A 13,227-nucleotide genomic window follows, 5' to 3' on the forward strand; every position below is an offset into this window, starting at 1 on the left:
CCGGAGGGCCGCAGCCCTCCGGCGGTTCATCAGTTACGGGACGGAAAATAGCCCTGAAGGGCGATGCTGAAGTTGATGGCCAGGAACGGGTTCATGACCTCCATGGGCATGCCGTTGCCCGTGGCGGAAACCGAACCGCTGACGGCGGTGGTCACGCCTTGCAGCGGCACTGGCGAAGCGCCTATCTGGTCGGAATAGATCGCCGCCGAGCCCGGCCCGGTGCCCGAGGTGCCGATGAACGAGTTGGTGGCCGTTGGCGTATTCACCGGATTGCTGGCCGGGTTGGCCAACTGCAGGGTGGTCGAGGCGGTGATGCCCGTGAGCGTGTGGGTGTGGTTGGGTAGGTTGTTGAGCGTGGCGCTGACGTTTTCGGTGCCGGAGATTTCACCGATGACGCGCGGGGTCAGGCCCAGGCCATTGCCTTGGCCCAAGGGCAGGCGACCTTGCAGGTTGGGCAGCATGAAGGTGGTCTGGCCGTTGCCTCCGTACGTCACGCCGATCAGGGCGAACAAGGTCTGGTATTGAGAAAGGGAAAGCGTCTGACCGTTGCACAGGGCCCAATCCCTGGGTGCAAAGTTAAAGGCGAATGACTGGATAGTGCCGATGAATACTTCCATAGATTCCTCATCCTTCAGGTTATTGGTCTTGCGGTGCCCGGACGTGAAGGACAAGAGTGCGATCAGCCCGACTCCTTGTTTCCCTGGCCTGGTCACGCACGGCTGAGCGTAGACCGGGATGTTTGATTCTGCCGAACGAAGCAGGCGGAAAAATGTCGCGACACGGCTTAATCGATTCAGGTTCCCGAGCGTCTCTACCGTCCATCTTCTTTTATGGCTTGGGATGAATCTGATATCAAAGTACTACTAGGCGAAGATTGTTTCCTCGGCTACGCTTCGGCTACAAAGGGACTACAAACAAGGTGAATGGATTGCCGCAGTTTCACTTCATTTCCGGTCTACCGCGCTCAGGCTCGACCCTGCTTTCTGCCATTTTGTTGCAGAACCCGCGCTTTCATGCCGGCATGACCAGTCCCGTCGGTTCGCTGTTCAGCAGCGTCCTGCAGCAATGCAGCGCCGGCAGCGAGTTCGGTTCGGTGATCGACACCGACCTGCGCCGCCGCCTGCTGCGCGGCCTCTTCGATTCCTACTACGCCGACAAATCCGACAAGCCGGTCATCTTCGACACCAACCGTCAGTGGTGCGCCCGCTTGCCTGCCTTGCAGGATCTGTTTCCCCAAGCCAAGACCATCGCCTGTGTGCGCAACGTCGCCTGGGTGCTCGACAGCCTGGAGCGGCTCTACCGTGCCAATCCGTTCGAAAACACCAAGCTGTTCAACGACGATGACGAGCGCAACACCGTCTACAGCCGCTGCGAAACCCTGGCCCAGCGCAACCGCCTGGTGGGGTTCGCCTGGACCGCGCTCAAAGAGGCCTACTACGGTGAGAACGCCGAGTCGCTGCTGATCGTTGATTACGATTTGTTGAGCCAGGCCCCGGAGCGGGTGATGCGCCTGGTGTACGAGTTCATCGGCGAGCCCTGGTTCGAGCACGATTTCAATCACTTGACCTACGACGCGCCGGCCTTCGACCAGGCCCTGGGCGTTGCCGGCCTGCACAAGGTCAAGCCCAAGGTCGCGCCGCAACCCCGGCGGACCTTGCTGCCGCCGGATCTGTTTGAAAAGTATGCCGAGTTGTCGTTCTGGCGCGATGGGTCCGCAAGCGCCGCCAATGTCATTCGTATGAAAACCGACGCCGCCATCAGCTGATTGCGGTTTTTTTCATTTGCGTGTTCAAGAAGTTCGAGTCCAGGTGATCGTCATGTGGTGGAGCAAAGGCAAATCGCGGGTAACCGAGGGCACACAGGCCCTGGCATCGCCAATGATCATGTCCCTGGAGCCGCGAATGCTATTCGACGGCGCGGTGGCGGCCACCGTGGCCGACGCTGCTCAACCGGATGCGCATCCGACGGCCGAGGCGGCCAAGACGCCCGCGGCGGACCAGCCGGCCGACACCCATGCACCCCAGGGCCAGGTCGATGCCACCGAGGCTGCCGTGCCGGGCAAGTCTGTGGTGTTCGTCGATTCCCGGGTCAAGGATTCCGCCAGCCTGCTCGAAGGCGTGGCGCCCGGTACCCAGGTCGTGCAACTGGATGCCACCAAGGACGGCTTGCAACAGATCGCCGATTACCTGGACACCCACCAGGGCATCAGCTCGGTGCAGATCATCGCCCACGGTAACGCCGGTGATTTGTGGCTGGGCAACAGCTACCTGTCGGCGGATAACGTCCAGGCCCGCAGCGAAGTGCTGGCGCAGATTGGCCAGGACATGAACGCCGGTGGCGATATCCTGATCTATGGCTGCTACACCGCCGAAGGCGAGCGTGGCCTGAGCCTGGTTGATTCGTTGGCGCAGTTGACCGGTCGCGACGTGGCGGCGTCCAACGACCGCACGGGCCTGGGCGGCGACTGGGACCTGGAAATCGCCACCGGCAATATCGAAAGCGCCAACGTGCTGTCGGCCAATGCCATGAGCGAGTACCAGTGGGGCCTGGCCACCTGGACCGCCACCAACAACCTCAATACCGGCGTGGGCTCCCTGCGCGCCGCCCTGGCGTCCGCGCAGAACGGCGACATCGTCACCTTCAACACCAGCATGACCGTCGGGCTGACCTCGGTGCTGGTGGTCAGCAAGAACGTCACCATCGACGGCGATCTCAACAATGACAACGTGGCCGACGTGACCCTGGACGGGCAATACCGCACCCAGGTAATCAACGTGACGTCCGGCACCACGGCTACCCTCGATGGCCTGGTGATCACCCGAGGCATGACGGCCGGTAACGGTGGTAACGGCGGCGACGATGCCCTGGTGTCCCAGGGCGGCGGCATCTACAACGCCGGCACCTTGACCCTGCGCAACGTTACGGTCACCGCGAACGCCGCTTCAGGCGGCGGTGGCGGCGGCGGTGTGACGCCGCAGTACGCTGGTGGCGGCGGTGGTGGCGGTGGCGCGATCACCGGCGGTACCGGCGGCAAGGGTGGCGACACGCTCAACTCCACGGGCTCCAACGGCACGGCCGGACAGGGCGGCGCCGGTGGCGGCTTCTTCAACATTGGCGGGCGTGGCGGCTCCACCACGGGGGGCGCTGGCGGTGCGGCTTATCCGGGCTACAGCACCGGTTCGGCCGGGGGCACGGCCACCAGCGGTAGCTTGTCCATCGGCGGTGGCGGCGGCGGTGATGGGTATGACAACTTCGGCGGCGACGGCGGCGGTGCGGTGGGGGGTATCTACAACGATACCGGCGCAACCCTGCGGATCATCGGCAACTCGACCATTTCCAACAACGTCGGCGCCGGCGGTGGCGGCGGCGGCGGCGGGGCTGGCGGTAGCTATCTCCAGGCGGGTGGTGCGGGTGGTGTCGGTGTCGGCGCCATCTGGAACAAAGGCTCGATCCTGATCACCGCCGCCAACTTTGCCGCCCTGGCCGGCAACGTCGGCGGCAGCGGCGTCGGTGGGACAAGCGCTGGCAGCGCGGGTGTTTCGCCGGCGTCGGTGGCCAACGTCTACGGCGATGGCGGCACCATCAACACCAACTATGTGCCAGACGAGACGCCGCCCACCGCGACCGTCGTGGTGGCCAATACCAACCTGAACTCCGGTGGCACGTCGACGGTGACCATTACCTTCTCCGAAGCCGTCACCGGCCTCACCGCGGCAGACCTGACGGTGCAGAACGGCACCGTCGGCACCTTGACCAGTAGCAACGGTGGCATCACCTGGACCGGTACGTTGACCGCGGCCAGCAACATCGCCGACACCACCAACATCATCACCCTGAACAACGCTGGCGTGGCCGACTTGGCCGGCAATGCCGGCGTGGGCACCACCGACTCGAACAATTACATCGTCAACGACACCGTGGCACCCACGGCGTCCATCGTGGTGAGCGACACGGCCCTCAGGATTGGCGAGACCTCCACGGTCACCATCACCTTCTCCGAGGCCGTCTCCGGCTTTACCACGGCCGACATGACGGTGGCCAACGGCTCGCTCAGCGGGCTTAGCACCAGCGACGGTGGCATCACCTGGACAGCCACCCTGACACCGGATGCGACGATCACCGATACCTCCAATCTCATTGTCCTGAACAACACGGGCGTGGCGGACCTCAATGGCAACGCCGGCGTGGGGACGACCAACTCCAACAACTACGCTATCGACACGCAACGCCCGACCGCCACCATCGTGGTGGCCGACACCGCGTTGAGTGTCGGCGAAACTTCGCTGGTAACCATCACGTTCAGCGAGGCGGTGAGTGGTTTCACTACCGCCGACCTGACGGTCGCCAATGGCACGGTCACCGGCCTGAGCAGCGGCGACGGAGGTATCACCTGGACCGGGACGCTCACACCAAGTGCCAGCGTCAGCGACACCACCAACCTGGTCACCCTGGATAACACCGGCATTGCCGACCTGTCCGGGAACGCCGGCAGCGGGACCACCGACTCCAACAACTACGCCGTCGATACCCAGCGCCCGACCGCCACCATCGTGGTGGCCGATACCGCGCTGAACATCGGCGAAACCTCGCTGGTGACGATTACCTTCAGCGAGGCGGTGACCGGTTTCACCCTGGCGGACATGACCGTGGCCAACGGCTCCTTGAGCGGATTGAGCAGCGGCGACGGCGGCATCACCTGGACCGCGACGCTCACTCCGAGCGCCAGCGTCACCGACGCCACCAACCTGATCATCCTGGCCAATACCGGTGTGGCGGATGCGGCGGGCAACGCCGGCAGCGGCACCACCAGTTCCAACAACTATGCCGTCGACACCCAGCGTCCGACGGCGACTATTGTCGTGGCCGACAATGCCCTGAGCGTCGGCGAAACCTCGCTGGTGACCATCACCTTCAACGAAGCGGTAACAGGTTTTACCACCGCCGACCTGACGGTCGCCAACGGCACGGTCACCGGCCTGAGCAGTGGCGACGGCGGCATTACCTGGACCGGGACGCTCACGCCAAGCGCCAGCACCAGCGACACCACCAACCTGATCACCCTGGATAACACCGGCGTGACGGACTCGGCCGGCAACGCTGGCAGCGGCACCACCGATTCCAACAACTACGCCATCGACACCGTGCGTCCGACCGCCACCATCGTGGTCGCCGACACGGCCATCGCCGTTGGCGAGACATCGGTGGTGACGATCACCTTCAGCGAGCCCGTGACGGGTTTCACCCTGGCGGACCTGACCGTCGCCAACGGCAACCTGAGCGGCCTGAGCACCAGCGACAACATCACCTACACTGCGACCTTCACGCCGAGCGCTGGCATCAGCGATACCACCAACCTGATCACGCTCAATAACACGGGCGTGGTGGATGGTGCGGGCAACGTCGGCAGCGGTACCACCGACTCCAACAACTACGTCGTCGACACGCTGCGCCCGACCGCCACCATCGTGGTGGCCGACAACGATCTGAGCGTTGGCGAAACCTCGCTGGTGACCATTACGTTCTCCGAGGCGGTCAGCGGTTTCGACAATTCGGACCTGAGCATCGCCAACGGCACGTTGAGTGCGGTCAGCAGCAGTGATGGCGGCATCACCTGGACCGCCACTTTCACGCCCAACCTCGGGGTCAGCGACGCGTCCAACCTCATTGTCCTGAACAACACCGGGGTCAACGATGGGGCGGGCAACACTGGCACCGGCACGACCAGTTCCAACAACTATGCCATCGACACCAACGTGCCGACGGCGACCATCGTGGTGGCCGATACGTCCCTGAGCATCGGTGAAACCACCGTGGTGACCGTCACCTTCAACGAGGCGGTGAGCGGTTTCGACAACAGCGACCTGACCATCAGCAACGGCACCCTGAGCACCATGAGCAGCACCGACGGTGGCGTCACCTGGACGGCCACGTTCACGCCGAGCGCGAGCATTTCCGATACCAGCAACGTGATCACCCTGGACAATACCGGCTTGATCAACGGCGCGGGCAACGCCGGTGTGGGCACCACCGACTCCAATAACTACGCCGTCGATACGGTGCGTCCAACCGCGACCATCGTCGTGGCCGACACCGCGATTGCCGCTGGCGAGACCTCGCTGGTGACCATCACCTTCAGCGAGGCCGTGACGGCGTTCACCAGTGCTGACTTGACGGTCGCCAACGGCGTGATCTCCGGGCTGAGCAGCAGCGACGGCGGCATCACCTGGACCGCGACCTTCACGCCGACCGCAGGCGTCACGGACACCAGCAACGTCATTTCGCTCAACAGTGGCGGCATCGTTGATTTGGCAGGCAACGCCAATGTCGGCACCACCGACTCCAACAACTACGCGCTGGACACCGAACGTCCGACCGCAACGATCGTGCTGGCCGATTCCAACCTCAGTGTCGGCGAAACTTCGTTGGTGACCATCACCTTCAGCGAGGCGGTCAGCGGTTTCGACAATTCGGACCTGAGCATTGCCAACGGCACCCTCAGTGCCGTCAGCAGCAGCGATGGCGGCCTGACCTGGACTGCGACCTTCACGCCGACCCTCGGCGTGCGGGATACCTCCAACCTGATCATCCTGAACAATACCGGGGTGAGTGACGCGGCGGGCAATACCGGAACCGGCACGACCAACTCGGCCAATTACGCGATCGACACGCAGGTGCCGACGGCGACCATCGTGGTGGCCGATACGTCCCTGAGCATCGGTGAAACCAGCCAGGTAACCATCACCTTCAACGAAGCGGTGAGCGGTTTCGACAACAGCGACCTGACCATCAGCAACGGCACGCTGAGCAACGTGTCGTCCTCCGATGGCGGCGTCACCTGGACGGCCACGTTCACGCCGAGCGCGAGCATTTCCGATACCAGCAACCTGATCACCCTGGACAATACCGGTGTCGTCAACGTCTCAGGCAACGCTGGCGTCGGCACCACCGATTCGAACAACTACGCCATCGACACCGTGCGCCCAACGGCAACCATCGTCGTCGCCGACACCGCCATTGCCGCCGGCGAGACCTCGCTGGTGACCATCACCTTCAACGAGGCCGTGACGGGCTTCACCGACGCCGACCTGAGCATCGCCAACGGTACGCTCAGCGGGTTGAGCAGCAGTGACGGCGGCATCACCTGGACCGCGACTTTCACTCCGACCAGCGGCGTCACGGACACCAGCAACGTCATCACCCTTGCCAACAGCGGCGTCGCCGACCTGGCGGGCAATGCGGGCAGCGGCACCACCGATTCGAACAACTACAGCGTCGACAGCCAGCGTCCGACCGCCACCATCGTGCTGAGCGATTCGGTGTTGAAACCGGGTGAAACCGCGCAGGTGACCATCACCTTCAGCGAGGCAGTGACCGGCTTCAGCAACGCTGACCTGAGCGTCGCCAACGGTACCTTGAGCGCCGTCAGCAGCAGCGATGGCGGCCTGACCTGGACCGCGACCTTCACGCCGACCCTGGGTGTGACCGACGCCAGCAACCTGATCACCCTGGACAATACCGGCGTGAGCGACGCGGCCGGAAATACCGGGACCGGCACGACCGATTCGGCCAACTATGCGGTCGAGACGCAGGTGCCGACGGCCACGATCGTGGTGGCCGACAGTGCGCTGCGCATAGGAGAAACCTCGCAGGTCACCATTACGTTCTCGGAAGCGGTGAGCGGTTTCGATAACAGCGACCTGACCATCAGCAACGGCACGCTCAGCAATGTGTCGTCCACTGACGGCGGCGTTACCTGGACGGCCACGTTCACGCCGAGCGCCAGTATTACCGACACCAGCAACCTGATCAGCCTGGACACCAGCGGCGTGGTCAACGCCTCGGGCAACAGCGGTGTCGGCGTGGTGAACTCCAACAACTACGCGATCGACACGGTTCGCCCTGGCGCCACCATCACCGTGGGCGACACCACCCTGGGCATCGGCCAGAGCACCACCGTGACCATCAGCTTCACCGAGGCGGTGTCCGGTTTCGACTTGTCGGATATGAGTGTCGCCAATGGCGTGTTGTCCAACCTTGCCAGCAGTGACGGCGGCCTGACCTGGACCGCGACCCTGACGCCGACTGCCGGCGTCAACGATGCCACCAACCTGATCCTGCTCGACGCCAGCAATGTGCAGGACCTGGCCGGCAACGCCGGCGTGGGCATCGCGATTTCCGCCAACTACGCACTCGACGCCACCCGGCCGACGGCAACCATCGTGGTCGCCGACCCGAACCTGACGGTGGGCGAGACGACCCAGGTGACCTTCACCTTCAGCGAAGCGGTGACGGATTTTGACCTGTCGGACCTCAGCGTCACCAACGGTGAACTGACCAACCTGACCACCAGTGATGGTGGCAAGACCTGGACCGCGACGTTTACACCGACGGTGAACCTCACTGATCCGAGCAACTTCATTGCCCTGGACACCAGCAACGTCAGCGACCTGTCGGGCAACGCCGGGGCCGGCGTGGCGGTGTCCAACAACTATGCGATCGACACCGTGGTGCCCAACGATGTGAAGCCGCCGCCGGAGTTCCTGACCGCCGACCCGGTCACGGTTATCCCGCCGTCCGAGGTGCCGTTGCAACCGATCGTCTTTACGCCACCGACCGGCAACCTGGGGTCGCCACTGGGCTTCCCACCGCTGTTCGAGCAACGGGACGTGGGCGGCGGCCTGCGACCGATTGGGGATATTTTCATCAACCATGGTGCGCTGGCGCCGAGTTATATCGCCCAGGTCTTCAGCACTGACGCCGCTGGCGACGGTAGCGGCCAGGGGTTCCTGGGTTTTGGTGGTGGCGATGGCGGGGTGTTTGGCAGCAGCACGCTGTCGACCCTGTTCAACCAGGACTCCGGCTCCGAGGGCGAATCGATGGACGCCTTCGACAGCCAGTCGATGCAGGGCGGCGATGTGTCCCAAGGGCTGCGCGGAATGTTCGGGGCGCCAACCCTGGGTCAACAGCTGCAACATCTCAAGGACACTGAACAGCGTCAGGTGGACAGCCTGGCAACCGCGTTACGACAGGTCGGCATCAGCCAAGTGCAGGCCTGAATTCTAAAAATATTGGGGCAGCCAGGGGCAATCCAGGGAATGAATAGAAGTCAGAAGTTATTCGGTATGAGTTTGCTGGCGTTGGTGGTGAGTGGATGTGCGGTCACCAGCGATCCGATCGAGCGTAGCGTCAGCGAACAGCGGGCTCGAACCGACCTGCAGAATATGTACAAGGATCAGGAGCCGCTCAGCGGCCCGCTGACTCTGCACCAGGCCATGGCCCGGGCAGTGAAGTACAACCTCGAAGGGCGCTTGAAGATCATGGAGGAAGCCCTGGCCAAGCGTCAGTTGGACCTGGCCAGTTTCGACATGCTGCCGCGCATGGCCCTGGACGCCGGTTATGTGGGCCGCAACAACGTCAATGCCTCCAGCAGCCAGAGCGTGGAAACCGGTACCCAGTCCCTGGAACCGTCGACCTCCCAGGACCGCGACCGCGAGGTGGCGGACCTGACCATGGTCTGGAACGTGCTCGATTTCGGCGTCAGCTACATCAGCGCCAAGCAGGCCGGGGACCAGCGCCTGATCGTGCAGGAGCGCCGGCGCAAGGTGATCAACACCATCGTCCAGGACGTGCGTTCGGCCTACTGGCGCGCCATGGCCGCCGAGCGTTTGCTCAAGCAGATCGACAGCCTGATGGCCCGGGTCGAGACGGCGCGGGACAACAGCCAGAGCATGAGCGAGCAGCGCATCGGTGACCCGGTGCAGGCCCTGGGTTACCAGCGCTCGCTGATCCAGGCTACCCGTCAACTGGAAGAGCAGCGTCGGGCGCTGTCCCTGGCCAAGACCGAACTGGCGACCCTGATCAACTTGCCCTTGGGTACCGAGCTGACCCTGGCGACCCAGGATGAATACGCCATCCCGGAACTCAAGGTCGACCTGGCCCGTCTCGAACAGGAAGCCCTGGCCAGCCGTCCGGAATTGCGCGAGCAGGATTACCAGACCCGCATCACCGCCGCCGAAACCCGCAAGGCCATGCTGCGCCTGCTGCCGGGGCTGGAGTTTTCCGCCGGCGGGCATTACGACAGCAACTCGTTCCTGGTGGAACAGGGCTGGGCCGACTATGGCGTGAAAGTCACCTGGAACCTGTTCAACGTGATTTCCGCCCCGGCGGCCATCGACGTGGCCAAGGCCGGTGAAGAAGTGGCGTCGGCGCGGCGTCAGGCGATGTCGATTGCCGTGTTGGCGCAGTTGTACGTGGCCAATGCCAACTATCGCGAAGCGCTGCGCCAGTTCAAGACCAGCCAGCAACTGGCGGATATCGACGGGCAGATTGTCGGTCAACTGCGCAACCGTCATGAGGCTGCCGGCATTGGCGAGCTGGACCTGATCCAGGGTGAACTGAACACCCTGCAGGCCGATCTGCGCCGGGACCTGGCCTACGCCGATCTGCGCAACGCTTATGGGCAGATCTTCGCCAGCGCCGGTCTCGACCCACTGCCAAACCAAGTGCAATCGACCGCAGTCCAGTCGATTGCCACGGCGCTGGCTAACCGTGAAGCGGCCTGGGCCCAGGGCGACATCACGGTGCCGACGACGGCCGCGGTGACTCAATAACCGGGCGCTGGCATGACGCGCCCGGCGTATTCCCGGCTGCCGGTGGCGGTGAACCTGCCGTTGCTGTTGCAGGCACTGGCCGCCATTGAAGAGGAGCGCTGGCAGGGGCATTTCAACAGTGCCTATTACAGCGGCGACTGGAGCGGTGTGGCGCTGATTTCAGCGGCCGATGCCGTCACCGAGCTGTCGCCCGGGCGCGGCCAGCCCCTGCATCGCGCGCCGTGGTCAACGGACGGCCGCTGGCATGAGGCGTTGCGCGACTGGCCCCTGGAGATCGTCTCGGCCCGGCTGCTGCGGCTCGGCCCCGGCGGGTGCATCCACGAACATCGCGACTATGACCTGGGTGGGCCGGACGCCGACCTGCGCCTGCACGTGCCGTTGCTCAGTTCGCCTGGCGTGGACTTCTTCCTGGATGGGCAAATCATTCCGATGACGGCGGGCGAGTGCTGGTTCCTCGACTTGGCGCGACCTCATCGCGTTGTGAATCGAAGTGCTCATTCGCGGGTTCACCTGGTGCTCGATTGTCGCCCCGGGTCGTGGCTGGCCCAGCAGATTGCCGATGGGCTGCCCACCACACCCGCCGCGGGCGTCGGGCCAAGCGACTTTGTCCGTTTTCAGCAGCGCGTGGAAACGGATCCTTATCTCGCCCGAACCTTGCAGAACCTGCATGAGCTGGAAGCTTTCATTGACTCCGCCCTGGCGCTGGGGGCCGAACAAGGGCTTCATTTCACCCGGGAAGAATTGCGGGCTGCGATGCGCACCGGTCGCCAGCAGTGGAGAAACCAGTGGAAGACCTGAATCTGCAGGGCTGGTTGCCGATCCGCGTATGGCAAGAGGCCGGGCTGTGGCGGGTCGATTGGTGCTGGTTTGGCGACGCGCGACTGGCGCAACCGTTCTTCGGCGACGCCGTGGAAGACGCCCTGCGCCTGCCCTTCAACCAGGCGTTCCGCCGCCAGACACCCTTGGACGTGCTCGGTCAGTGGCAACGACAAAGCCCGGGCCTGGCGCCCAGTGCGTTCATTTTCCATGCCTCCCGTTGTGGCTCGACATTGATCAGCCAGATGCTTGCCCAACTGGACGATCACATCGTCATTTCGGAACCACCGCCCCTGGATACGCTGCTGCGCAGTGATCTGCCGCTTGCCGAGCGGTGCGTGGCGCTCAAGGGCTTGATGTCGGCGTACGGGCAGCGCCGCCGAGGCGTGGAGCAACGCCTGGTGGTCAAGCTCGACGCCTGGAACATCGGTGAGCTGGCGCTGCTGCGTGAGTGCTTTCCCGACACACCTTGGTTGTTCCTGTACCGCGATCCCTTGGAAATCGCCGTCTCCCATCTGCGCCGTCCTGGCATGCACATGGTGCCGGGGATGATCGGGACGAGTGTCCTGGACGATGGGTTGCCGTTCAGTAGCCCGGAAGACTTCATCTCGCGCCGGGTGGGGCGGTTGTTGGCGACGGGTTTGGAACACTGTCAGGTATTGGGTGCAATGGCGGTCAACTACACCGAACTGCCCGAGGCGATGACGGGCCGGCTGGCGGCGTTTTTCCGGCTCGATGAGGAACAAGGCAGGCAAGTGTTCGCCGCGGTGGGGCAGCATGCCAAGCAGCCGGCGCAGGCGTTTGTTGGCGATAGCGAGGACAAGCGCCGGGAGGCTTCGGCGTTGTTGCGTGAGCGGGTCATGCGCTGGGCGCAGGGGCCCTATGAAGCGTTGAAGTCACTGTCCCTGTAGCGGGACCCGTTTTTGTGGCGAGGGAGCTTGCTCCCGCTCGGTTGCGCAGCAACCGCAAAAGCTTGGGGCCGCTGCGCAGCCCAGCGGGAGCAAGCTCCCTCGCCACAGGGAAATGCTCGCACGGCACATCAGGACTTGTTAGGCGACAACTCCGCCATCCCCTTGAGCAATTCAATCGGCAAGGGGAAGACGATGGTGGAGCTTTTATCCCCGGCAATCGAGCCCAGCGTCTGCATGTAGCGCAGTTGCATGGCGCCTGGCTGGCGGCCGAGCATTTCGGCGGCCTGCATGAGTTTTTCCGAGGCCTGCAGCTCGCCTTCGGCGTGGATCACCTTGGCCCGGCGTTCGCGCTCGGCTTCGGCTTGGCGGGCGATGGCGCGGATCATCGATTCGTTGAGGTCCACGTGCTTGATCTCGACATTTGCCACCTTGATGCCCCAGGCATCGGTCTGGGCGTCGAGCACCTGCTGGATATCGCCGTTCAATTGCTCGCGCTCGGCCAGCAGTTGGTCCAGGTCATGCTTGCCGAGGACCGCGCGCAAGGTGGTCTGAGCCAGTTGGCTGGTGGCCATGAGGAAGTTTTCGACCTGGATGATGGCTTTCTGCGGATCGAGCACGCGGAAATACAGCACCGCATTGACCTTCACCGAGACGTTGTCGCGGGTGATCACGTCCTGGGGCGGCACGTCGAGGACAATGGTGCGCAGGTCGACGCGGATCATCTGCTGTACCACCGGAATCAGCAGGATCAACCCCGGCCCCTTGACCTGCCAGAACCGACCGAGCTGGAACACCACCGCTCGTTCGTATTCGCGCAGGATCCGGAACGTCGCACCTGCCAGTGCAATCAACAGTAACAACAGCAGCACAAAACCGATTTGCATGCCCAT

7 protein-coding genes are annotated in these 13,227 nt (G+C 63.7%); 5 read left to right on the forward strand and 2 right to left on the reverse strand.

Annotated elements, in window-relative coordinates; translation table 11 throughout:
* Positions 1-29 precede the first annotated feature (29 nt).
* A complete protein-coding gene (locus tag LOY50_RS01150) occupies positions 30-617 on the reverse strand; it encodes a phage tail protein (RefSeq protein WP_253470841.1) in 588 nt (195 codons plus the stop codon).
* 302 nt (positions 618-919) lie between these two features.
* Between LOY50_RS01150 and LOY50_RS01155 the strand changes: the two genes are divergently transcribed.
* The 5 genes from LOY50_RS01155 to LOY50_RS01175 are packed head-to-tail and all read left to right on the forward strand — an operon-like array spanning position 920 to position 12,337.
* Positions 920-1,765: a sulfotransferase gene (locus LOY50_RS01155; RefSeq protein ID WP_214511031.1), complete on the forward strand. Its 846-nt coding sequence runs from the start codon at positions 920-922 to the stop codon at positions 1,763-1,765.
* A 52-nt stretch (positions 1,766-1,817) separates the two neighbouring features.
* Positions 1,818-9,056 carry an Ig-like domain-containing protein gene (locus tag LOY50_RS01160; protein ID WP_258690161.1) on the forward strand — a complete coding sequence of 2,413 codons (7,239 nt, stop codon included), beginning with the start codon at positions 1,818-1,820 and terminating at the stop codon, positions 9,054-9,056.
* Positions 9,057-9,095: 39 nt separating this feature from the next.
* Positions 9,096-10,610, forward strand: coding sequence for a TolC family protein (locus LOY50_RS01165; RefSeq protein WP_253470845.1), 1,515 nt, complete (start codon positions 9,096-9,098; stop codon positions 10,608-10,610).
* 12 nt (positions 10,611-10,622) lie between these two features.
* A complete protein-coding gene (locus tag LOY50_RS01170) occupies positions 10,623-11,408 on the forward strand; it encodes an aspartyl/asparaginyl beta-hydroxylase domain-containing protein (RefSeq protein ID WP_258690162.1) in 786 nt (261 codons plus the stop codon).
* Positions 11,396-12,337: a sulfotransferase family protein gene (locus LOY50_RS01175; protein ID WP_258690163.1), complete on the forward strand. Its 942-nt coding sequence runs from the start codon at positions 11,396-11,398 to the stop codon at positions 12,335-12,337. The genes LOY50_RS01170 and LOY50_RS01175 overlap by 13 nt, the downstream gene beginning before the upstream one ends.
* Before the next feature lie 128 nt (positions 12,338-12,465).
* Here the strand turns inward: LOY50_RS01175 and LOY50_RS01180 are convergent, their stop codons facing one another.
* Positions 12,466-13,227 (reverse strand): slipin family protein, encoded by a 762-nt coding sequence (locus LOY50_RS01180; protein ID WP_212798493.1) that lies wholly within the window; start codon positions 13,225-13,227, stop codon positions 12,466-12,468.

Source organism: Pseudomonas sp. B21-010, assembly GCF_024749325.1.
Classification (GTDB): Bacteria; Pseudomonadota; Gammaproteobacteria; order Pseudomonadales; family Pseudomonadaceae; genus Aquipseudomonas; species Aquipseudomonas kilonensis.